Source organism: Halovulum marinum (assembly GCF_009697225.1).
Classification (GTDB): domain Bacteria; phylum Pseudomonadota; class Alphaproteobacteria; order Rhodobacterales; family Rhodobacteraceae; genus Halovulum; species Halovulum marinum.
On record NZ_WIND01000029.1, the window covers coordinates 1 to 21821 of the forward strand.

Sequence of the window (21821 nt, forward strand, 5' to 3'; positions counted from 1 at the left end):
CCGCTCTACGCGGAGCAAACCTCAACCCACGGAGCCGTCGCCTGAGAAAATGTGCGAAAGATTCTGGACACTACCCCAGAATTTCTAACAGCTTTCAACTCAACAGCTTAGCGCACAGAGAAGGTTCGACGTCAGGCCCATCCCCTCCGCCACTCGCCCTCGCGAAAGCGTTCTCCCGATCCGGCTGCGGCGGGATTTTTCCGTGTTTTCAAAGGGGTTTGTGGGAGGGGCTGAGCACTGGCCCCGGCACCGGGAGCCCCGGAAGCGGTCTCTCAGGGCCGATATTCTCCGGACCTCATGACTGCGCCGATTTGGTGAATTTCTCATAAGCCCATGTAGATATTGACGAAATTCAAGCCGTTGAAATTGCTTGGATTGGAGTCGCGTTTGAGTCTGCCACGACCGGGTTCGGAAGTTCTCAGGCCATGGCCCGTTCCAGCCTCTGCTTCCGGCGCTCCCAATCGGGCATCACCTTGTCGAGGAGCTCGAAGAATGCGGGGCCGTGATGTGGCTCGGCGACATGGCATAGCTCGTGGGTGATCACGTAGTCGATGGCGTCGACCGGCGCCTGCACGAGGCGGCGGTTCAGCAGCAGGCGTCCTGCCGGAGACATGGATCCCCACCTCTGCCGGGTCTGACGCACGATGAGCCCCTTCGGCCGGAATGCCTCCGGATCCGGGAAGTGGCCGAGACAGAGCTCGATCCGCTCCGGAAATTTGATGTGTGCCCGGTCCCGGTACCATGCCTCGATCAGTTCGCGCGTCACCTCCGGCCTGGTAGGCCGGTGTGTCTGCACGACGATGAAGCCGCCGATCAGCTTCACGCTTTCCTGGACATGCGGGACGACCTTCAGCCGATACTGACGCCCGAGGTAGAGATGGGTCTCACCGGCGACAAACCTGCGCTCCGGTGTTCTTGGAAGGAACTGGGCGAAGTACCGCTGCTGCCGCGTCACCCATGCCGCGCGCTTCCGCAGCTTGGCTTCTATGGCGTCGAGCGTCGCGTCCTCTGGGGCCGCGATCACCACCGAAGCATCCGGCTCGACAGCGATCTCTAGCGTCTTCCTCGTACGGCGGACGATCTCGTACCGGATCTCCTGCTCGCCGTACTGCAGGCAGTGCAGTTCCCGCGTCATGCCGCGAACCGGGCCCGAGCAAGATCCATGATCTTGAGTTCGACATCGTCGAGAACCTCCACGGGCAGGTCGACGCCCCTCTCGTCACGCAGAACGTCGAAGAAGTAGTCATCAATGGCATTGCGCAGTTTGTTCTGGGCCACTTCGTTCGACCAGATGTCGACGATCAGGTGGGACTTGATGATGTCGATGATCTCCAGGGCGATGGATGCTGCTTCGTCGCCGGCCACCGGCTCATCGTCCTTGATCTTGAGCTGACCTTCCAGGACGCCGAAGAACGCCTGTGCATCCTCATCGCCCCGGATGCTTTCAGGAACATCCCGGCCCCGATCCTTGCGTGCCACCTTGTTCGCGAGGTCCACGACGCTGTTCAGGTACTCGCGCTCGGAGAGCCGCTTCTCGCGATAGGCGCGAATGGTCTCTTCGAGCAGCTCGGAGAACTGTTTGTAGAACGTCGGGTCCTCATCCATCTTCTCGGTGATTGCCCGCCGGGTGGCGCTGGCGATGCGGTCCGCCCTCGAGGCTTCGGAGACGCCCGTCTCCTCGACGACCGCCTTCAGCGCATCGGGGTCGTTGATATTGACCACCTCGATGATGGTCTCGGCAGGCATCGCCACGACATGGTCATCGAGCAGCTTCTGGATCTTCGGCTCGAACTCGCGGACATCGACCGTCTCCTGGTAGCGGAGCTGGACCGAGCGCTTGAGTTCGGAGAACTGTTTCCAGTCGCGTTTCAGGGCATCGACCTTGGTCTCGTCGAAGACATCGAACAGCTTGTCGGACGAGAGCGAGATGTGCAGGCACCGGCTGAATGCCTTGAGGCGCGCGTAGAACTCATGGCGCAGCGCCTCGTCGACGAGGTGCTGCTCGAACTGCTCCATGTCCTTCTTGTTCCGGACCGGCTTGAAGAGGTCCCAGAGCTGGTCGTGCAGCTGGGGCAGCTTGCGGATCTCCTCCCGGACGTCATGCACCGTCCCGGCAAGGTCGGCCGCCTCGTAACCTTCAAAGGCACTGTACGTCGTCAGGGCACTGTCCAGCTCGCCGAGTAGCCCCTCGTAGTCGACGATGAAGCCGAACTGCTTCTCCGTTCCGCCGTCCTCGTAGAGCCGGTTCACCCGCGCAATCGCCTGCAGGAGATTGTGTTCCCTCAGGGACTTGCAGACGTAAAGCACCGTGTTCCGGGGCGCGTCGAAGCCGGTGAGCAGCTTGGAGACGACGATCAGGATCTCCGGATCGCCGGAGCCTTTGAAGGCATCGATGATCTGGCGGTTGTACTCCTCCTCGGTCTTGTACTTCGCCATCATCTGCGACCAGAAGCGGCGCACGAGGTCCTTGGATTCCTGGTCGACCTCCTCGTTGCCTTCGTTCTCGTCCGGAGGCGAGATGACAATCGCGCTCGAGACGTGGCCGATCTCGTCGAGAACTTCCTTGAAGCGGACGGCCGCGGCCTTCGAGGGGGCAACGAGCTGTGCCTTGAAGCCAGTGCCCTGCCAGTGCTGGCGATAATGCTCGGAGATGTCGAACGCCTTGGCTCGGATGGCCTGGTCAGTCTTGGCCAGCGCGTCCATCCGGGAGAACTTGCGTTTGAGGTCGGCCTTCTGGCTGTCAGTCAGCCCCTCGCTGATCTTCTCGAACCAGCGGTCGATCACGGTGCCCGAGACCTGCTGCTCCACAAGCCGTCCCTCGTAGAGCAGCGGCACGACGGCGCCTTCGGCGACCGCCTCGTCGATGGCGTAGCGGTGGATCAGCCGCCCGAAGGTCGACAGCGTGTTCTTCTCCTTCTTCAGCAGGGGCGTGCCGGTGAAGCCGAGGTAGCAGGCCTTGGGCAGAAGGCGCCGCATCTTGGCGGCGAACTGGCTGTGGCCGCCGTAGCGTCCCGTCTGCGTCCTGTGGCTCTCGTCGACCAGCACGAAGATGTTCGGATCGCGGAGCTCTCTGACATTCACTCCGGCTACACGGCGCGCGGCAGGCTCGATCCGCTGTCGGAGGGTGGCGTGCCGGCGCTTCAGCTGCGTGACGTCGGAACGAACGGCGAAGCGCCAGGACCAGACTTACAGAGGTACAACTTGGGCAAGCTGTCCGACCGATACTTCGTCCGCGGCGGCGAGGTCGTCTTTCGCTCGCGTGGCGAACCGAACGCTGCAGCGGCCATTCGCGATCCGCTGCCGGAGCCCGTCGTGGTCATTGTCCCGTTGGTGATCGTTCGCCCCGACAGGGACCGCGTTCTCCCCGAATACGTGGCATGGGCCATTAACCAGCCCGACGCGCAGCGCAGGCTCGGCGCGGAAGCGCAGGGCACAAGCCTCAGGATGATTCCAATGGCGGCCCTCGAGAACCTCGAGATCGCCGTGCCTGACCTACCCACGCAGAAACGTATCGTCGAACTCAATGCCCTCGCCCGGCAGGAGGGGCAGCTGCTCCGTCAACTCGCCGCTAGCCGCGAAGAACTCGTAGGCGCCATTCTCGGCGATGCCGCGAAGGCCGCCGACCAGAAGGAAATTGCCTGATGACCGACCAGATTACCCAACAGCAGATCAACCAGACCGCCTGGGCGGCCTGCGACACCTTCCGGGGCGCCGTCGATGCCGGCCAGTACAAGGACTACATCCTCGTGATGTTGTTCCTGAAGTACATTTCGGACCTCTGGAACGACCATCTCGAGACCTACCGTAAGCAGTACGGCGATGATGAGGCCCGCATTCGCCGGCGCCTCGAGCGCGAGCGGTTTATCCTGCCGGAGGGCGCCAGCTTCTACGACCTGTACGCCCAACGGAATGAGGCCAATATCGGCGAGCTGATCAACATCGCGCTGGAGAAGATCGAGGACGCGAACCGGGCGAAGCTCGAGGGCGTCTTCCGCAACATCGACTTCAACTCCGAGGCCAACCTCGGCCGCCCAAAGGATCGCAACCGCCGCCTCAAGACCATGCTTGAGGACTTTGCCAAGCCTGCCCTCGACCTGCGCCCGTCGCGCGTGACCGAGGACATCATCGGCGAGTGCTACATCTACCTGATCTCGCGCTTCGCCTCGGACGCCGGCAAGAAAGCGGGCGAGTTCTACACGCCGACTGCCGTGTCGCGTCTACTGGCCAAGCTGGCGGCACCGCAGCCCGGCAACACGATCTGCGACCCCGCCTGCGGGTCTGGCTCGCTGCTGATCCAGGCCTCGCAGGAGGTTGGGTCCGAGAACTTCGCCCTCTACGGGCAGGAAGTGAACGGGGCGACTTGGGCGCTGGCCCGCATGAACATGTTCCTGCACGCTAAGGACGCCGCTCGCATCGAGTGGTGCGACACGCTCAACAGCCCATCGCTGGTCGAGGGCGACCACCTGATGCGCTTCGACGTGGTGCTCGCCAATCCGCCGTTCTCGCTCGATAAGTGGGGCGCGGAGGACGCCGACAGCGACCAATACAAGCGGTTCTGGCGCGGCGTGCCGCCCAAGTCCAAGGGCGACTACGCCTTCATCACCCACATGATCGAGATCGCCAAGCGCCAGTCCGGCCGCGTAGCGGTGATCGTGCCGCATGGCGTGCTGTTCCGGGGCGGCGCCGAGGGGCGCATCCGGCAGCAGCTGATCGAGGAGAACCTGCTGGACGCCGTGGTCGGTCTGCCGGCCAACCTGTTCACCACCACGGGCATCCCGGTCGCCATCCTGATCTTCAACCGCTCGCGCGAGGAAGGCGGCGCGAACGCGGACCGGCGCGACGTGCTGTTCATCGACGCCAGCAAGGAATTCACGCTGGGCAAGACCCAGAACGTGATGGACGACGCGCATGTGGCGAAGGTGCTGGAAACCTACGCCACGCGCGCCGAGGTCGAGCGGTATTCGTACCGGGCGAGCCCCGAGGAGATCGCCGAGAACGGCTACAACCTCAACATCGCCCGCTACGTCGACACCTTCGAGCCCGAAGAAGAGATCGACGTCGCCGCCGTGCAGAAGGACATCCTGCGGATCGAGGCCGAGCTGGCCGAGGTGCGGGCCAAAATGGCCGAGTATCTGAAGGAGCTCGGCGTAGATGCATAAGGGTCATGCCCGCCGTTCGATCGGCGATCTCTGCGACTTCTTCAACGGCAACGGCTTTCGCCCGCCGGATTGGAGTGCTTCCGGGCTGCCGATCATTCGGATCCAGAACCTTAACGGGTCGCAGAACTTCAACTTCTTTGATGGGACACCTAAGCCGAAATGGATCGTCGAACCTGGGGATCTTCTATTTGCGTGGGCTGGGGTCAAAGGCGTTTCGTTCGGCCCGACGATTTGGCCAGGACCTCGCGGGGTCCTCAACCAGCACATTTTCCGTGTCGTGCCCAAGAAGGGCATCGATAAGTACTGGCTCTATCTCGCCTTGCAGGTCGCCACTCGCCGTATCGAAGCGAACGCGCACGGTTTCAAATCGTCCCTCGTTCATGTCCAGAAGGATGATATCACAGACCAGGTCGTTGATCTTCCTCCGTTGCATGAGCAACGCAAAATCGCTGAGGTCTTGCGCACATGGGGAGAGGGGCTCGAAAAGCTCACGACGCTTCGCTCCGCCCACGAAGACCGCCTCATTGGACTCCGGGACTCCCTTATGGCGCGCGCCAGCCGCCATGGTCAGCCCGTCTGCTTCGGAGACTTTCTGACTGAAAGCCGCATTCCCGGAACAAATGGTGCAATCGCACGAAAAGTTTCGGTGCGCTTGTATGGAAAGGGCGCGACGGAGAAGATCGAACCCCGTCGCGGCAGCGCTAATACTCGCTACTATCGCCGCGTGGCAGGTCAAATCATCTGGAGCAAACTGGACTTCCTAAATGGGGCTTTCGCCCTTGTCGGCCCTGAGCTTGAGGGGTGCGAGTCCACGCTCGACCTGCCAGCCTTCGATTGCAACTCTAGCGTCAATCCGGTCTGGTTGATCGAGTATCTGACCCGGCCGGCCTACTACACTAGACAACTTCACCTTGCTCGTGGTCAGCGAAAGGCACGTCGTATCGCTCCCGGCGATTGGTTGGCATCGCCGGTGCGTTTGCCAGATCGAGCGACGCAGGATCGCATCGCTGACGCTCTGGCATGCGCGCGAACCGAACTCTCGCTTATCGACGCCCAAATTGAAGCCCTGACCCGCCAGAAACGTGGCTTGATGCAAAAGCTGCTGACGGGCGAGTGGCGCGTGAATTCAGAGAAGGTATGGGCATGAAGGTTCTTGGATTTCGCGGCGACCCGAAGGCCCCCCGCTACGCAGTCGTGTCTGAGGTGGGCGGCGCCTACACGTTGGAGAACGCTGCCAGCGACAACAAGCTGTCCGTCCCCGCTTCGATCGGGGAGGAGGCCGACGCCGAGCGGCTGAACTGGCTATACCAAGAAATTCGCGCGATTTTCGATGCCCATCCCGGCATCGAAAAGGTGGTGATCAAGCAGAACGAATACACGCAGAGCGACACCAAGGCGAAGCGCAAGTCTGCCCATGCCGATGCCGCCGTCGTGCTCGCCTGTGCGCATCGTGGCATCCCGGTCGAGCTGAAGATCTATGCATCCATGCCAACCACGAGCAAGGACACGAAGGAGCACGCCGAAACCCGGGTCGGCAAGACCGACAAGTACTGGGACAACAAGATGGCGGACGCCGTGAACGCCGCGTGGCTGGGGCTGAGCCACCCATGAACCAGCTTGTCCCTGCCACTCTCACGCCCGGCATGAACCTCTACAAGTACCACCTTGTCAGCAGGATCGGCCGCGGAAGTTTCGGTGAGGTCTGGCTCGCGCATGATCTGGCCGTGCAGCGCGAGTACGCGGTCAAGATCCTCCAGCCGGGAGTGTCAGTGGATGAGCGGTTGCGCGAAGCCCAGATCGGCAACCGCCTCGAGCACAACAACCTCGTGTACGTCCACCAAGCGGATGTTGTGCCGGTATCGGGGGAACATGCTGTCATCCTCGCCATGGACTACCAGCCGAACGGCTCGGTCGAGACCTTGGCAAATCCGGCCGGCTATCTGCCGCTACCGGCCGTCCTGCGGATCGCTCGAGATATTCTGCAAGGGCTGGAGTATCTCCATGCGCGCAGCTTTTATCACAACGACATCAAGCCGGGGAACATTCTGCTGGGACCCCAGCACCAGGCCATGTTGTCGGATTATGGGATTACTGGCGTTTCATCGAACGGTGCCCCGGTCGCGGCCCCAAACGCCTATGTTCTCCACCGTGCGCCGGAAGTCCTTGCGACGGGCAACATCGGCGTAAGTTCGGACATCTTCCAGGTCGGGATGACCCTTGCGAGGTTGCTGATCCACTTGGACCACCTGCGTGCAGTCCGCGCCAGCATCGGCTCGGCGCAGTACGAACAGGACATTGCGTCGGGGAAGCTGCTTCAGGCGAAGGACTTCGGATGCCACATCCCGCCGGCAGTTCGGCGTGTCATTCTGAAGGCCGTACATCCTGATCCGGCCAAGCGGCACACCAGCGCGCTCGAGATGCGGCGCGCTCTCGAGAAGCTGGACTATCCAGGACACTGGACCGTCGACGCTGCCGGCAATGAGGTCGGAAAATGCGGGACCTACGAATTCTCGCACTCGGTCTCGCCAGTGGCAGGCGGGAAGTTCGACGTGACCTGTAGCAAGCGCAATGTGGTCTCGGGCAATACTCAGCGTGTCACCCAGTTCTGCACGCGTGGTCTAACCCAGAAACAGGCGGAAAAGGTCGTCGCGGACTTCAAGCAATTCGTGGTGACCGGGAAATGACCTTCAACGCCGCCGAGAAACACCAGTCCCAAGTGCCAGCGCTGCAGTTGCTTGTTGCGCTCGGGTTCACCCCGCTCTCCCAGGAGGAAGCCCTACGCCTGCGCGGCGGGCGCCTGCGGAACGTGGTGCTGGACGATGTGCTCGCTGAGCAGCTCATGCGCATCAACCGCTTCACGCATCGGGGCCGCGAGTATGGCTTCGACCTCGAGGACGCGCATGAAGCTATGCGGCGGCTGAAGCCCACGCCAGATCGGCTGAAGGGCCTCCGCGGAACGAACCAGGAGATCTACGACACGCTCGTCCTCGGCACGACCATCACGAAGTCCATCGACGGCGACTCGAAGAGCTACTCGTTCCGCTACATCGATTGGGAGCGGCCGGAGAACAACGTCTTCCACGTCACCGCAGAGTTCTCGGTCGAGAGGACCGCATCGAGCCAGACCAAGCGCTGTGACATCGTCGCGTTCGTGAACGGTATCCCGATCCTGGTGATCGAGAACAAGCGGCCGACCGAAAGCCTGAAGAAGGCGGACAGCCAGCTGATCGGCTACCAGAACGAGGACAACATCCCGCAACTCTTCTACTTCGCCCAGCTGCTTATCGGCATGAACCGGAACGAGGCGCGCTATGCGACGGTCGGGACGCCGCGGAAGTTCTGGCAGACCTGGCGCGACGAGGAAGACACCGACGAGGCTATCGCGCCGTTCGCGAACCGCGTGCTCACCGCAGCGGAGAAGGACGCCATCTTCTCCGGCGACTTCGCAGGCGCACGCGCCTATTTCAACGCGATGGCCGCCGAGGGCGACCGCGCGGTAACGCTTCAGGACCGGACTGTGTACACGCTGTGCCGCCCCGGGCGGCTGCTCGATCTCGTCCGCCGCTTCACCGTGTTCGATGGCGGCGTACGCAAGGTTGCGCGCCATCAGCAGTTTTTCGGGATCCGGCGGGCGGTCGAGACGGTCAAGCAGCAGGACGTCAGCGGCGCCCGGAAGGGCGGTGTGATATGGCACACGCAGGGTTCGGGCAAGTCATTGACGATGGTGATGCTGGGACGCTCGCTTGCCTTGGAGCGCAGCATCGAGAACCCGCGGATCATCATCGTCACGGACCGCGACGATCTCGACAAGCAGATCAAAGACACCTTCAAGTCCTGCGACCTCGAGCCAATCCGCGCGACGAGCGGGGCGCACCTTCTGGAGCTCGTACAGAACAAGGCTCCGCTGGTCACCACGATCATCAACAAGTTCGACACGGCGCTGAAGAACAGCAAGCTGATGGACGAGGAGCCGCATGAAAGAATCCTCTGTAAGGCGATTTACAGAGATCTAGGCGGGCCCGTCTCTCGAGTCAATCCGTCAATGTGCAGTTTTCGTCCTACAGAGAAAAATGCAGTACCTGATGCTGCCATGTGAGCGGGAACGGCTCCAGCACCTGCGCGAGCGTCACCTCCGGCCCCTGCTTCCCGTCCAGGATCGCCTCGACGATGTCGGGCGAAAGCAGCGTCAGGCGCAGGACCCGGGTCATGTAGGAGGGCGCGATGCCCTCCCTTTCGGCCAGTTCGGCGATGGTGGCGAACTCGCCGGACTCGAGCATCCTCTTCCAGCGGAAAGCACGGGCCAGCGCCTTGACGAGTGTGCTGTCCGTCCGGCGCGACGGCATCGCGCCATCCGGCAATTGCATCTCCTTCCGTCCGCCACGCTTCACGATCCGGAACGGGACGTGGAGCGTCACCGCGTCGGGGAACGGCGTGCTGCGGTTCATGCGGCGGCCTCGATACCGCCGGCAAGCATCTCGCGAGCGAGGCCGCCGAGCCCGTCGATGCGCAAGCGGACGTTGACCCCTTCAGTGCCGATATCCACGCGCTCGACCAGCAGCGCCACGATGCGGGCTTGCTCAGCGGGGAACAGTTCGTCCCAAAGCGGGTCGAGCTGCTGCAGGGCCGCGCGGGCGTCGGCCTCGGTGATGTCGTCGGCATGGGTGAGCGCCGCCTTCCACGTCCCCGCCACGATCTCCGGCTGGCGGAATACGGCGCGCAGCTGGTCGATGATGGCTGCCTCGATCTCGCGTGCGGGCACGCGGCCGACCGGGCAGGATCCGGCGCCATGCTTCAGTACCGTCTGGCTGACATAGTAGCGGTAGAGCTTGCCGCCCTTTCGCGTGTGGGTCGGCGAGAACGCCGCGCCATCGGGCCCGAACAGCAGCCCCTTCAGCAGCGCCGGCGTCTCGGCGCGGGTGCGGGCAGCGCGCTTGCGGGGGCTTTCCTGCAGGATGGCGTGGACGCGCCCCCACGTCTCGCGGTCGATGATCGCGTCGTGCTCGCCGGGGTAGCTTTCGCCCTTGTGGACCGCCTCGCCAATGTAGGCGCGGTTGTTCAGCATACGGTACAGGTACTTCTTGTCGATCCGGTTGCCGCGGGGCGTGCGGATGCCGCGTTTCGACACCTCCCGCGCGAGCTCCGTCCCCGATCCGATCTCGAGGAAGCGGGCAAAGATCCAGCGGACGTGTTCGGCGCTCTCGTCGTCGATGACCAGCTTCCGGCTCTCGACGCGGTAGCCGTAGGGCGGCACCCCGCCCATCCACATGCCCTTCTTTCGACTGGCGGCGACCTTGTCGCGGATTCGTTCGGCCGTCACCTCCCGCTCGAACTGGGCGAACGAGAGCAGGATGTTCAGCGTCAGCCGACCCATGGAGGTGGTCGTGTTGAACGACTGCGTGACCGAGACGAAGGTCACCCCGTTGCGGTCGAACACCTCGACCAGCTTGGCGAAGTCGGCGAGCGAGCGGCTGAGACGGTCGATCTTGTAGACCACGACCACATCGACAAGCCCGTCCTCGATGTCCTCCAGCAGCCGCTGCAGACCGGGGCGTTCCAGAGTGCCGCCCGAGATGCCGCCGTCGTCGTACTGATCGCGGACCAGCACCCAGCCCTCGGATCTTTGGCTGGCGATGAACGCCTCGCAGGCTTCCCGCTGGGCGTGGAGGCTGTTGAACTCCTGCTCCAGCCCTTCCTCGGACGATTTCCGCGTGTAGATCGCGCAACGCTGTTTCCGGATCATTCCTGGTTTCGCGGGAGGCTTCGTCATGTCCGCGCCCTCCTGTTCTTCAGGCCAAAGAACACCCAGCCGTTCCAGCGCGTCCCGGTGATGGCACGGGCGATGGCGGAGAGCGACTTGTAGGGCCGCCCCTGCCATTCGAAGCCGTCCGCGGTGACCGTGACGACGTGCTCTACACCCTGCCATTCGCGGATCAGCCGCGTGCCGGCGATGGGCATGGTGTCCGCGCGGATGCGGCTTTTCTTCCGGTCGCCACCGTCGAGTTCCTCGCCAAGCCGCTCAAGCCGCCGGATCGTCTCGGGCTTCACCCCGCCGTAGGCCAGTTCCTGGATGCGATAGGCCAGCCGGCTCTCCAGGTAGCGGCGGTTGAACGGCGGCGGCTCGCTGTCGAAGAGCTCCCTCCACTGCGCCTTCAGCTCCGGTGTCGTCGTAGTCTTCAGCGCGGCCAGGCGCGCGGGGATGGGATCGTGGGTTGTCATGCGGGTCTCCGGTGAGTTGGAGTTGCATGACGGCATCGGTCGGCCGGAGAGTGTAGGCGAATTTCTCCACTCTCGTCAGAAGGTTCGCCGCGCTCGCGCTGCCGCAACCGGACCAGCCCGAGCGCCAGCAGGCCGCACAGATCGGCGCGGCGTTCGGCGGGGGTCATCTGGTCGGGCGGCAGTGGGTTCGAGCCCAGCCGCGGATATGTCGGCGCGTTTCGCATGGGAAAACGCTACCCGCGCACCATCCGAAAACAATCGGAATCAATGGCTTATGGGAGTTCCGCGTAAACCTGCGCACCGAGTGGGAAGTGTGGCCCCTCAGTGACGGGTCGCGGGCAACACCTCTGCATCGGTGTCGAGACCCAGCGCCGATCGCCAGAGCGGTGTCTTGAAGAACACCGCGTCCTCGGATCGGTAGCGGCTGGCGCCGTCCTGCTTCTCCAGAAGGCCGGCCCAGCAGAGCGGCCGGAGCACCTGGACGTAGAGGCCGCTCATCATGGTGTCGAAACCGCCCTCCGGCTCGCCGTAGAAGACGCGCCGGAGGGCGGCGCCGGTCGCGCCGTCCTCGGTTTCGACGTTGAGCACGTTCAGGAAGATGTCCCAGTTGCCGAGTATGGGCTCGTCGTCGAAGCGTGACGCGCCGGCGTGGTCGACCCGGAACAGGAAGAACGGGACCACGGTTCCGAAGATCCGACCGGGGTGGCCAACCAGCGCCTGGCCCGCCCTGGTCAGCTTGAACTGCCCCTTGTAGTGCCGGCCGAGCTTCATCGCGATCATCAGGTCGTGCAGAAGCATGAGCGGCGGGAAGTCCCACTCGTTCAGCACCTTGTTCACGGCATATAGATCGGCCTCGGTGTGGCCGGGCCAGTCGAACGCCGCCGCCGCCCAGTGCACGAATACCCGTTTGAATGCCTTGGAGGGCGTAAGGGGAATGCCGCCGCGCTCGCCGATCCAGGCGAAGGTCTGCTCGACGCCCCGGACCATGTGAGAGTGCGCCAGAACGGGATCCGCGTCGTCGATGTCTCGAAACGCGATCATGATCGCCGATCCTTGCGCGCAAGATCTGCCATGGCCTTGCTCAGCAGATGCCGCGGGATGCTGACCAGCGCGAAGCGCTTCCTGTCCGATGGAGCATCGTCGTGGGGCGCCTCGATCACCAGTTCGACGTGGTCTTCGCTGGCGTGCAGCTCCACGGTGATCTCGGCGTCCTCGAAGTCCACTTCGTGACGGCGACCGTTTGCCCCCCGAATGATGACGTGGGCCATGATCAGATCTCCCGTGCGAACCAGCGGATGCGGCCGACGATATGGATCTCGTCGGCCGTTCTTTCGTATTCGGGATAGTGCTTGTTGTCGGAGATCACGCGCACCGCGGGCGGATCGCTGTTGGCGATGTGCTCGAGCCGCTTGGCGACGAGCCCCATGCCGTCATCGAGCACGAAGATGCCCGGCGGGTTTGGGGCGCGGCGCGTCATGTCCACGAGAACCGTGTCGCCGTCGAGCAGCGTCGGCGCCATGCTGTCGCCCTCGACATGCATGATGCGCAGCTGCGACGGGCTGGCCTTCAGGATGTTCCGGATCCAGGAGCGCCGGAAGTGGTAGGCGCGGCCGGCGGTGTCGCCATGGTCTTCCACCACGGCCCCGCCGCCCATCGACGGTCTCGGGCTGGCGTGGGCGATGGCAACGAAGGTCTCGTCCGGGTTCTCGATGAAGGGCGGTGTGCCCTCCACCTCGCCGATCCCGTGGATCAGCCAGTCGCGGTCTACCTTCAGGACGCGTGCGACCTCGGCCAGCCGGTCGATGCCGGGGCGGGCGGAGCGGCCGCGCAGGATGTCGTAGACGAAGGACCGGTTCACGCCGGCCATCTCGGCGACGTGGGCGGGGCTGATGCCGAGCTGATTGGCCCGGGCTCTGAGGCGCTCGGAAAGCGTGTGGTGCTCGGTCATGTCATCCCCACCCAACTGTGGATGAAATAGGATAAAATCGGATTGAACGAGGCTCGTCAAGCGAATAAGAACAGAAGGTAAACACCTTAGACGGGAATCGGCGTGGAGGGCAGCGAATGCACATCGACAAATCGTACTTCACGCTCCCCGAGATCCTCGAGCGGTGGCAGATCACCGAGGCCGACCTGATCTACCTCGCGGAGAACGACAAGCTGCGTCTGTCTGTGCGCGTGTTCGGCGCGCCCATGGAGTTCGGCGACATCGAGGAGGACGATCGAGGCGAGCCATACAAGGTGCCATGGGAGCAAGGCTACCATAGCGGTCTGCTCGATCTCCACGCCCGCGATGTGTTCCAGCTCTTCCGGTGTGGCGAAGTCCATCTCGAAAGCTTTCGGACGCCGAAAGCCGACTACGCGGAGACCTGGGGCGATGCGCAACCCGTCCTCGTCATGATCGGCGACCTGCTGCTAAGGCGCGATGAACGCGACCGTTTCGAGATCGAGACCGGGTTCTCGCCCGGCGGCCAGCCGATGGAGGAAGCCACCTTCATCCACTCGGCCGACTACTTCGAGGTCCGCTGCAACGGCTGCCGGTTCAAGCTTGGCCCGATCCAGGCGGAAGTCGTGCGCGCGCTGCACGAGGCGGCGCAGGCCGGCGCGCCCTGGCAGAACGGCAAGGCGATCCTGTCGCGCGCCGGCTCCAAGAGCCTGCGAATGGCCGACGTCTTCAAGTCGCAGAAGGACTGGCGGCATCTGATCCGGTCCGACCGCCGAGGCGGCTACCGCCTGAATCTCGACTGACCGATCCCCGTCCGCCCGGTCCCTGTGGGATCGGGAGGGGGATGGGTGAGGGATGGTGGGGGATGGCGGCGCCCCGTCAACGGCCAAGAGCCAGTCCTGCAAGGACCGACTGATCCCCCTCCGCATCCCCCGCCAGTCCCCACGACATCCCACACCGTAATTGCGCACTGTCTCCTCAACGACGACACGAGAGGAGACACCGATGCTGCAGAGGCATTGCCTGAACCAGAAGGAGCTGGCCCGGCGCTGGGGGATCTCCCACCGGACGCTGGAACGCTGGCGCTACAGCGGCCAGGGACCGGCCTTCCTCAAGCTCGGCGGGCGCGTGCTCTACCGGCTCGCCGACGTCGAGGCCTTCGAGCAGAGCCAGCTTCAGCGCGCCCTGAAGATCAGCGAGGCCGTCGCGCGTGCCGGCCACGCGCCCCGCCGTCTGACCGCGGACCCCGCGCGGGCCGCACGGGTATGCTGATGGTCGCCGCGATCCCTGTCGGCGCCCGCGTGGCGATGCCGAAGCTCACCGACGTCGAATTCTATGCCTGGATCGCACAGGCCGAGGCCGGCGCCCGGCTCGAATACCACCGCGGCTTCCTCGGGATCGACGTCACGCCGGTGATCTCGACCCTGCCGGAGCCCGAGCGCAGCCAGCTCGCCGACCTCGGTCAGGCCGCGCTGGGCGCTTTCGAGAAGGGCCTCGTCCACCTCGTTCAGGAGCGCGTGGGCCCCGACCGCTTCGCCTACATCGCCGTCGCGCGACCCAGACCCAGAGCCGCCAACGCCTCGCTCTCGGCGCTGCTCCTCGAAGAGCGCGCCGCATGATGGCTTTGCCATTCCCTTCCAACGGAGACCCCGCCATGCCGCACCCCGACAATGCCCCCCGCCTCATTGATCTCGAAGGTTTCGCCCTCGGCGACATCGCGGCGCTGCCGCCCGAGATGTTGCTGGATCTGCAGACGACGGCGCTCGCCGAGACCGCCCGCGTGAAGCGGCTGCGGGACCGGCTCGAGGCCGGGATCGCGCAGCGCTACGAGGCCGCCGTCGCGGCCGAGCGGGCCGCTCAGGGCAAAACCAGCGGCACGGTGCGGGTCGAGGACGAGGGCGTCGTGATCGTCGCCGACCTGCCGAAGAAGGTTTCGTGGGATCAGGACCGGCTTGCCGCGATGGCCGAGCGCATCCGCGCCGCCGGCGATGACCCGACCGAGTATCTCGAGATCGCCTATCGCGTGCCCGAGCGGCGCTTTGGCGCCTGGCCCGCGGCGATGCGCGAAGGCTTCGCGGACGCGCGCAGCGAGACCACCGGCAAACCCGTCTTCCGGCTCGAGGCTCGAGACCGGTGACGCGCGGCGGCGGGACGCCCGCGCGGCAACGCCGGGCAGGTTCCCCTTCGGCACCCGGTCACCCCCGCCGCCGCGCACCCTGAACGCAACTCCCGGAGAACCCCATGGCCTTCCGCATCATCACCGCCGACGAACGGCTCTCGGCTGCCGAGAACAAGACCTCGCTCGCCATCTTCGGCCCGCCCGGCGTCGGCAAGACGACGCTCCTGAAGACGCTGCCCGCCGAGGAGGCCGTCTGCCTCGATCTCGAGGCCGGCATGAAGTCGGTGCAGGACTGGCGCGGGGACTCGATCCCGGTGCGCAGTTTCACCGATTTCCGCGACCTCGCCGTGCTGATCGGCGGGCACGACCCCGCGCAGCACCCGCAGTCCTGGTACGGCGCCGAATATCACGCCTGGTTGCAGCAGCAGTATCTCGGCACCGGCATCGAGGATTTCCTCGCCCGGAAGCGGATCGTCTTCGTCGACTCGATCACCGACCTGACGCGGCAGGCCATGGCCTATGCCCGCCAGCAGCCGGAGGCGTTCTCCGAGCGGACCGGCAAGCCCGATGTCCGCGGCGCCTACGGACTGCTCGGCCGCGAGGTGATCCAGGCGCTGAAGCATCTCCAGCATGCCCGCGGCAAGACGGTGATCTTCGTGGGCGTGCTCGAGAAGGTCACCGACGAGTTCGGCGCGACGACGTGGCAGCCGCAGATGGAGGGCACGAAGGCCGGACGGGAATTGCCCGGCATCGTCGATCAGGTGGTCTCGATGCAGCTCTTCGGCCGCAACGCCAAGGGCGACTGGACCCTGGATGAGACCTCCGCCGAGCGCCGCCTCGTCTGCCGCTCCGGCAACCCCTGGGGCCTTCCCGCCAAGGACCGCTCCGGCCGCCTCGATGTGACCGAGCCGCCCGATCTCGGCGCGCTGATCGCGAAGATCGACGGCCGCGCGCCCGCTCACCCCGCCACCCCTTCCTGATCCAGACGCAAAGGACAGATCCATGAGCTACGATCTCAACGACGCCCAGCCGCAGATGGCCCCCATCGGCGAGCTGATCCCCGACGGCACCTTCGCCAAGGTCCGCCTGACCGTACGCCTCGGCGGCGTGGATGGCGCCACCCCGATGGACGCGAAGCTCCTGAAGGCCTCGCAGTCGAGCGACGCGAAGATGCTGGACTGCGAGTTCACCATCCTCGAGGGGCCGCATGCCCGCCGTAAGTTCTGGCAGAGCTTTACGGTGGCGGGCGGCAAGGTCGACGAGAAGGGCCAGTCGATCGGCTGGAAGATCTCGAAGTCCACCTTTCGGGCGATGGTCGACAGCGCTCTCGGGCTCGATCCCAGGGACGAAAGCCCCGACGCCAAGGCCAAGCGTGTGTTGCCCGGGCTCAAGCATCTCGACGGCATCGTCTTCGCCGCCCGGATCATGGTGGAGCCCGCTTCCAACCCGCAATACCGCGACCAGAACCGGATCGCGAACGTCGTTCTGCCCGACGAACCGCAGCACGCTCCGATCATGCGTGGCGAAACCGTGCCCCCGGAGCCCGTCAACGCCCCGCCGCGGAAAGCCGCGAGCGCGCCGGCGCCGGGATGGCAGGCGCCCACGCCGGCATGGGGCGCGCAACCGCATGCCCCGGCGGCGGCTCCGGCCTGGGGCGCGCCGGCGCCGGCTCCGCAGCAGCCCCCGCAGCAACCGCCCGCCCAGCAGCCGCCCGCCCACCAGTCGCCCGCGTCCCCGCCCAACGCGCCGAGCGGAGCGCCGGCGACCGGTATGCCCGCCTGGCTCAATGGGTGAGGCGCGGTCGGCAGCACGGCGGCGGAGGTCAACCCGGCCTTCGCCGCTGCCCGAGGCCCGGCGCGATCCTGCCGGGCCGATGACCCCAGATGAATGGCAGGCGCATGTGACGCGCGAGGCGGCGCTGGAGATCGGACGATGGCTCGAGGCCCGAGGAAGACTGCACGCCCCCATCGCAAGCCTCAGTCTCGGCGACCTCGAAGCCATGGCCAGCAACGCGATCTCCCGATGGATCGTGCTGCAGTCCGAAAAGCTCCAGAGGGCGGGCTGGCCGCACGAGGACCCGATCGGGAGCTTCTTGCTCGGGTAGCGCTCTGCGCCGTCTGCGCCCGCGAGGCGCGCGGCTTCGGCTACTGCCACGGCCTCCGCTGGGATCGCCACCCGTACCACCGCTTCTGCTCGCGCCGCTGTCAGGACGTGGGCAGCGCCATCGCCCAAAGGAACAACGGCATGATCGACAAGACCGCGCGCGAGGCCCGTGCGATCCGCGATGCGCGGACGCCCTTCGCCGAAGCGCTCACCGACCTCGGGCTCATGGAGCCCTTCTTCCACCGCAGCGCCGAGGACATCGACCGCCTCATCGAGGCGGCGGTCACCGGCTACATCGACAGCATGCAGAACCAGGCCGCGCGCAAGGAGCGCACCGGCACGGCCCTCGATGACCCTCTGCCATTCTGAGGGGGCGGTCATGGTTGACCTCAATGAGAATGGCGTCGCGCCCGACTTTGCACGCACCAAAGTCTGCGGAACCTGCCGCACGAGGAAATGGCTGTTGGCGTTCTACCGTCGGAAGCTCTGCAAGTCTGACGGTCGCGCGGCCGCCTGCAAGGACTGCCACCGCGAGTACAGTCGCGGGTACGTTCGTCGGCACAGGGACCGGGCCGCACATGCCGAGCATCAACGTGATTGGCGGGTCCGCAACCGGGATCGCGACAGAGCCCACGCGGCCGTGAAGCGCGCGATAAAGGCTGGTCGTGTCCTCCGACCGAAGGCCTGCTCCGACTGCGACTGCGAAACCAGGCTCGAAGCGCATCACGAAGACTACGGCCGTCCGCTCGACGTGATCTGGCTTTGCTCGGTCTGTCACGGGCTCCGCCACCGCAACGGTAGCCGGGGGCGAAAGGCATGAACATGGTCGATCTCAACAAGGGCTCGGGCTACCTTTACGGCGCCGGCGCGCCGCGCCCGCCCATCGCGGAAGCCGTGTCGGCCGCCATCGACACGGCGCTGTCCGCGCGCAACCGGGCCGAGCGCCCGCGCACCTATGTCAGCTCCTCGGGTCTCGGCCGCGACTGCCTGCGCCAGATCCAGTACGACTTCCTCGCGGTGCCCAAGGACGAGGGCCACGAGTTCGCGCCGCGCACGCTGCGCATCTTCGAGGCGGGGCACCGGGCCGAGGACATCGTCGCCGGCTGGTTCCGGATCGCCGGGTTCGACCTGCGCACCGAGCGCCCCGACGGCCGCCAGTTCGGGTTTGAGGCCCTCGGCGGGCGCTTCAAGGGCCATATCGACGGCTGCCTCGTCTCTGGTCCCGTCGCGATGGACTATCCCGCGCTCTGGGAGAACAAGGCGCTCGGCGCGGCCAGCTGGAAGGATGTGGTCAAGCGCGGCGTCAGCCTCGCAAGGCCGGTCTATGCCGCCCAGATCGCGCTCTATCAGGCCTACATGGAGCTGCCGGCGCCGGCACTGTTCACCGCGCTCAACCGCGACACGATGGAGTTGCACGCCGAGCTCGTGCCGTTCGACGCGCATCTCGCGCAGGAAATGTCGGATCGCGCCGTTGCCGTGGTCCGGGCCTCCGAGGCGGGCGAATGGCTGCCGCGCATGGCGGCCGAGCCCACCGCAGTCCTCTGCCGGGGCGGCATGGCGGCCGGCAAATGGCACGCGCCCTGCGCCTGGGCGGAACGGTGCTGGGGTGAGCGGCGTCCCGGAAACGCTCCGGTGGAGCGTTTCAGCCGCGAACGGGCGGAGCCCCAGCCATGATCCCCGATGCCTATGAGCTCAAGCGGATCGTGCGCGCCCATCGCGAGCGGTTCTGGTGCTCCGATCTACTCGCAGCGGCGGAGTTCGCGCCGATCTATTTCTTCGACGATCAGGCGGCATTCGATGGCGACAGCGTCGACCGTGCGATGACCCGGGTGCTGACCGGTCCGCTTCGGCTGCCGCATCCCTCCGTGATCTTCGAGGTGCGCGAGCAGCGCGCGTCTCCCTCGAGCCTGATCGTCTGCGCCCGTGCCGACGGCGACATCGTCGAGGCCACGTTCCTCATGCGCAAAAGGGCGCCGCGCGGCTGGACGGATTTCCGCTACAAGGATCTGCGCGCCTGGTGGTCGAACCCGCACTACAACCGCCCGGGCGGGGTGGAAAGCGGCACGCCGACGGCGTGGGCGCCGCAATCCAAGCCGGTCTGGTTCACCGGGATCGCCGCCAGCCCGTGGATGCGGTTGGCGCTGCGCTACGGCGCCATCGTCCTCGCCGTGCTTCTGTTCCTGCTGTCGCTTCGGCGGTCTGGCGAGCGCGCGGGACGCCTCGCCGAACGCCTTGAAACCACGGAGAAAGCCAATGATGTCCAACGCCAGATGCTGGAGGCCGCGGCTCGCCGCCCTCGCGATCGCAACGAGCTTGCTGAGCGGCTGCGCGAGGGGCGGTTCTGATCTGCTGAGCGGCGCCGTATGCCCACCCGTCGTTGAGTACGACCAAGAGGTCCAGGCCCGCGCAGCGGAGGAAATCGTGCTGCTCCCGGACAGGTCCGCTATCGCCGCTATGCTCGCCGATTACAGCGTCATGCGGGATCAGGCGCGCGCGTGCCGGGGGCGATGATCTTCCGCCCGCCAGCCAATGGCCTTTGATTGTCAATTTGGCTAGAATGGCCAGCAACTAACCATCATTGCACCGCATGGGAAGAAATGGACCGCCTCGACTGCGACCGCATGTTTCTCGCCGTGATCGAGACAGGCAGCTTCACGGCGGCCGCAGAGAAGCTGGGCACGCGGTCCGGACAGGCGTCCAAGCTGATCTCGCGTCTGGAGACCGATCTGGGCGTGCGGCTGCTCAACCGGACGACGCGATCCGTCGTGCCGACCGAGGCTGGTCGTGCCTATTACGATCGCCTGAAGCCGCTTGTCGATGAGCTCGACACCCTCGATCTCGACATCCGAAACATCTCGCAGTCCCCGCGCGGACGGCTGCGGCTCACGGCGCCCCTGACATTCGGCACTCTCGAACTGGCTCCCGCACTGAACGCGTTCGCCGGGCTCTATCCGGACATCGAACTGGACGTCAGCTTTTCGGACCGGGTCGTCAACGTCGTCGATGAAGGTTTCGACCTTGCCGTTCGTGTCGGGCGACCCGGCGATTCCAGCCTGATCATCCGCAGGCTCTGCGCCGTCCGCATCGTCGTGGTCGGCGCACCGTCCTATCTCGAACATCACGATGCGCCCGCGTCGCCTGCGGACCTTGGGCAACACGCCTGCATCATCGACACCAATTTCCGCGAACCGAACCGGTGGCCGTTCAAGGGTGAGACCGGCGAGGTCGAGATGGTGAGCGTGGACGGCCGCATCCGCTATTCGAACGCCGAAGCCTGTGTCCAGGCAGCGGAACTGGGCCTCGGGTTCGCCTGCGTGCCCGCGTTCGTGGCGGGGGAGGCATTGCGCTCGGGCCGGCTGATCAGGCTTCTGCCGTCTTTCGAGCCCGATCCCTACGATGTGCACGTCCTCTATCCGCACAGCCGTCATCTCGCTGCCAAGGTCCGCCTGCTCGTCGATTTTCTCTCTGAGCGGTACAGGCAGACTCCCCACTGGGAGCGCGGCTGGTAGATCATTCCGCCCTATCTGGAAGCAATCATCTTCTCGGTGGCCGGATTATCGTCTCCCTGGGCAGAGTCTATGTTCTTCTCATGACGCACGAACTGGCGCTCAACCGAACGCCGGATATCAGAAGGAGAACGAACATGAGCATCTCGATCATTGGCGCCGGCAACATGGCGAAGGGCCTCGCGGCCCGCTTCACGAGCGCCGGCCATTCCGTCACGCTCGCCAGTCGCGACGAAGCAAAGGCCGACGCTGCCGCCCGGGAAGTGGGCAACGGCGTGTCGTCCGCATCCCTCGCCTCGGCTGCGCAATCGGCGGACATCGTCGTCCTGGCGGTGCCCTACGATGCCGCAGGCGACGTCATCGAGGCGGCCGGCGGCTTCGCAGGCAAGATCGTCATCGACATCACCAACCCGATGAAGGCGGACTTCTCCGGCCTCAGCATCGGTCACACGACGAGCGCCGCGGAAGAGATCCAGAAGCGCGCCCCGCAGGCGAAGGTCGTCAAGGCGTTCAACACAATCTTCGCGCAGGTCTTCCAGAACGGCGGTCAGGCCGCCGGCCGTCCCGCAACGGTCTTCGTTGCAGGTGACGACGAGGCCGCCCGCGCCGCGGTCGTCGACCTGGCGCGGAGCGCCGGCTTCGAGACGCTGGAGACTGGGGCACTTGCCACCGCCCGCTACCTCGAGCCCGTCGCCGCGCTCAACATCACGCTGGGCTACGGCCTCGGCCACGGCACGGACATTGCGCCGGCCTGGCAGCGCGCTGCTTGACCC

25 protein-coding genes and 1 pseudogene are annotated in these 21821 nt (G+C 65.3%); 18 read left to right on the forward strand and 8 right to left on the reverse strand.

What is annotated here, in order from left to right; all coding sequences use genetic code 11:
- Positions 1–418 precede the first annotated feature (418 nt).
- A complete protein-coding gene (locus GE300_RS20360; RefSeq protein WP_154449331.1) occupies positions 419–1135 on the reverse strand; it encodes a M48 family metallopeptidase in 717 nt (238 codons plus the stop codon).
- Positions 1132–3045, reverse strand: coding sequence for a type I restriction endonuclease subunit R (locus GE300_RS20365; protein WP_325063342.1), 1914 nt, complete (start codon positions 3043–3045; stop codon positions 1132–1134). Before GE300_RS20365 ends, GE300_RS20360 begins: the two co-directional genes overlap by 4 nt.
- A gap of 156 nt (positions 3046–3201) precedes the next feature.
- On the opposite strand from GE300_RS20365, the gene GE300_RS20370 reads away from it, so the two are divergent.
- From GE300_RS20370 to GE300_RS20395, 6 genes are read left to right on the forward strand one after another with little or no spacing between them, the layout of a single operon-like run.
- A complete protein-coding gene (locus GE300_RS20370; RefSeq protein ID WP_233417244.1) occupies positions 3202–3642 on the forward strand; it encodes a restriction endonuclease subunit S domain-containing protein in 441 nt (146 codons plus the stop codon).
- Positions 3642–5159 carry a type I restriction-modification system subunit M gene (locus tag GE300_RS20375; protein WP_154449332.1) on the forward strand — a complete coding sequence of 506 codons (1518 nt, stop codon included), beginning with the start codon at positions 3642–3644 and terminating at the stop codon, positions 5157–5159. The genes GE300_RS20370 and GE300_RS20375 overlap by 1 nt, the downstream gene beginning before the upstream one ends.
- On the forward strand, positions 5152–6306 hold the full coding sequence (locus tag GE300_RS20380) for a restriction endonuclease subunit S (protein WP_154449333.1): 1155 nt from the start codon (positions 5152–5154) through the stop codon (positions 6304–6306). Before GE300_RS20375 ends, GE300_RS20380 begins: the two co-directional genes overlap by 8 nt.
- Positions 6303–6770 carry a RuvC family protein gene (locus tag GE300_RS20385; RefSeq protein ID WP_154449334.1) on the forward strand — a complete coding sequence of 156 codons (468 nt, stop codon included), beginning with the start codon at positions 6303–6305 and terminating at the stop codon, positions 6768–6770. The genes GE300_RS20380 and GE300_RS20385 overlap by 4 nt, the downstream gene beginning before the upstream one ends.
- Entirely contained in the window at positions 6767–7843 is a 1077-nt protein-coding gene (locus GE300_RS20390; RefSeq protein ID WP_154449335.1) for a serine/threonine-protein kinase, read from the forward strand. Before GE300_RS20385 ends, GE300_RS20390 begins: the two co-directional genes overlap by 4 nt.
- Positions 7840–9255 (forward strand): type I restriction endonuclease, encoded by a 1416-nt coding sequence (locus GE300_RS20395; RefSeq protein WP_233417245.1) that lies wholly within the window; start codon positions 7840–7842, stop codon positions 9253–9255. The genes GE300_RS20390 and GE300_RS20395 overlap by 4 nt, the downstream gene beginning before the upstream one ends.
- On the opposite strand, the gene GE300_RS20400 is transcribed toward GE300_RS20395, so the two are convergent.
- The 6 genes from GE300_RS20400 to GE300_RS20430 form a co-directional block, all read right to left on the reverse strand.
- Positions 9218–9604, reverse strand: coding sequence for a hypothetical protein (locus GE300_RS20400; protein WP_154449336.1), 387 nt, complete (start codon positions 9602–9604; stop codon positions 9218–9220). The two genes, GE300_RS20395 and GE300_RS20400, sit on opposite strands and share 38 nt — an antisense overlap.
- On the reverse strand, positions 9601–10926 hold the full coding sequence (locus GE300_RS20405; protein ID WP_154449337.1) for a recombinase family protein: 1326 nt from the start codon (positions 10924–10926) through the stop codon (positions 9601–9603). The genes GE300_RS20400 and GE300_RS20405 overlap by 4 nt, the downstream gene beginning before the upstream one ends.
- A complete protein-coding gene (locus GE300_RS20410) occupies positions 10923–11375 on the reverse strand; it encodes a DUF2924 domain-containing protein (RefSeq protein ID WP_154449338.1) in 453 nt (150 codons plus the stop codon). The genes GE300_RS20405 and GE300_RS20410 overlap by 4 nt, the downstream gene beginning before the upstream one ends.
- Positions 11376–11696: 321 nt before the next feature.
- The gene (locus GE300_RS20420) at positions 11697–12416 is read right to left on the reverse strand and encodes a hypothetical protein (RefSeq protein ID WP_154449340.1); all 720 of its coding nucleotides are present in this window, start codon (positions 12414–12416) and stop codon (positions 11697–11699) included.
- Positions 12413–12643, reverse strand: coding sequence for a hypothetical protein (locus GE300_RS20425; protein ID WP_154449341.1), 231 nt, complete (start codon positions 12641–12643; stop codon positions 12413–12415). The genes GE300_RS20420 and GE300_RS20425 overlap by 4 nt, the downstream gene beginning before the upstream one ends.
- 2 nt (positions 12644–12645) lie before the next feature.
- Positions 12646–13323 carry a LexA family transcriptional regulator gene (locus GE300_RS20430; protein ID WP_154449342.1) on the reverse strand — a complete coding sequence of 226 codons (678 nt, stop codon included), beginning with the start codon at positions 13321–13323 and terminating at the stop codon, positions 12646–12648.
- Between the two features lie 116 nt (positions 13324–13439).
- On the opposite strand from GE300_RS20430, the gene GE300_RS20435 reads away from it, so the two are divergent.
- The 12 genes and pseudogenes from GE300_RS20435 to GE300_RS20490 all read left to right on the forward strand — a co-directional run bounded on the left by GE300_RS20435 (position 13440) and on the right by GE300_RS20490 (position 21818).
- Positions 13440–14123 (forward strand): hypothetical protein, encoded by a 684-nt coding sequence (locus GE300_RS20435; RefSeq protein WP_154449343.1) that lies wholly within the window; start codon positions 13440–13442, stop codon positions 14121–14123.
- Between the two features lie 202 nt (positions 14124–14325).
- Positions 14326–14592: a helix-turn-helix transcriptional regulator gene (locus GE300_RS20440; protein WP_154449344.1), complete on the forward strand. Its 267-nt coding sequence runs from the start codon at positions 14326–14328 to the stop codon at positions 14590–14592.
- On the forward strand, positions 14592–14939 hold the full coding sequence (locus GE300_RS20445; protein WP_233417246.1) for a hypothetical protein: 348 nt from the start codon (positions 14592–14594) through the stop codon (positions 14937–14939). Before GE300_RS20440 ends, GE300_RS20445 begins: the two co-directional genes overlap by 1 nt.
- Positions 14940–14974: 35 nt before the next feature.
- Positions 14975–15457, forward strand: a complete 483-nt coding sequence (locus GE300_RS20450) for a hypothetical protein (RefSeq protein ID WP_154449346.1) — start codon at positions 14975–14977, stop codon at positions 15455–15457.
- Between the two features lie 104 nt (positions 15458–15561).
- Positions 15562–16419, forward strand: coding sequence for an ATP-binding protein (locus GE300_RS20455; protein WP_154449347.1), 858 nt, complete (start codon positions 15562–15564; stop codon positions 16417–16419).
- Between the two features lie 22 nt (positions 16420–16441).
- Positions 16442–17233: a hypothetical protein gene (locus tag GE300_RS20460; protein ID WP_154449348.1), complete on the forward strand. Its 792-nt coding sequence runs from the start codon at positions 16442–16444 to the stop codon at positions 17231–17233.
- Between the two features lie 79 nt (positions 17234–17312).
- Positions 17313–17543, forward strand: a complete 231-nt coding sequence (locus tag GE300_RS20465) for a hypothetical protein (RefSeq protein ID WP_154449349.1) — start codon at positions 17313–17315, stop codon at positions 17541–17543.
- Positions 17544–17683: 140 nt separating this feature from the next.
- The gene (locus GE300_RS20470; RefSeq protein WP_154449350.1) at positions 17684–17911 is read left to right on the forward strand and encodes a DUF6511 domain-containing protein; all 228 of its coding nucleotides are present in this window, start codon (positions 17684–17686) and stop codon (positions 17909–17911) included.
- A gap of 447 nt (positions 17912–18358) precedes the next feature.
- Complete coding sequence (locus GE300_RS20475) at positions 18359–19216, forward strand: hypothetical protein (protein ID WP_233417247.1); 858 nt, start codon at positions 18359–18361, stop codon at positions 19214–19216.
- 317 nt (positions 19217–19533) lie between these two features.
- A pseudogene (locus tag GE300_RS23350) lies at positions 19534–19650 on the forward strand (baseplate megatron protein TIM-barrel domain-containing protein); the annotation flags it as partial.
- A gap of 489 nt (positions 19651–20139) precedes the next feature.
- Positions 20140–21051: a LysR family transcriptional regulator gene (locus GE300_RS20485; RefSeq protein WP_154449351.1), complete on the forward strand. Its 912-nt coding sequence runs from the start codon at positions 20140–20142 to the stop codon at positions 21049–21051.
- Positions 21052–21131: 80 nt separating this feature from the next.
- A complete protein-coding gene (locus GE300_RS20490) occupies positions 21132–21818 on the forward strand; it encodes an NADPH-dependent F420 reductase (protein WP_154449352.1) in 687 nt (228 codons plus the stop codon).
- Positions 21819–21821 lie beyond the last annotated feature (3 nt).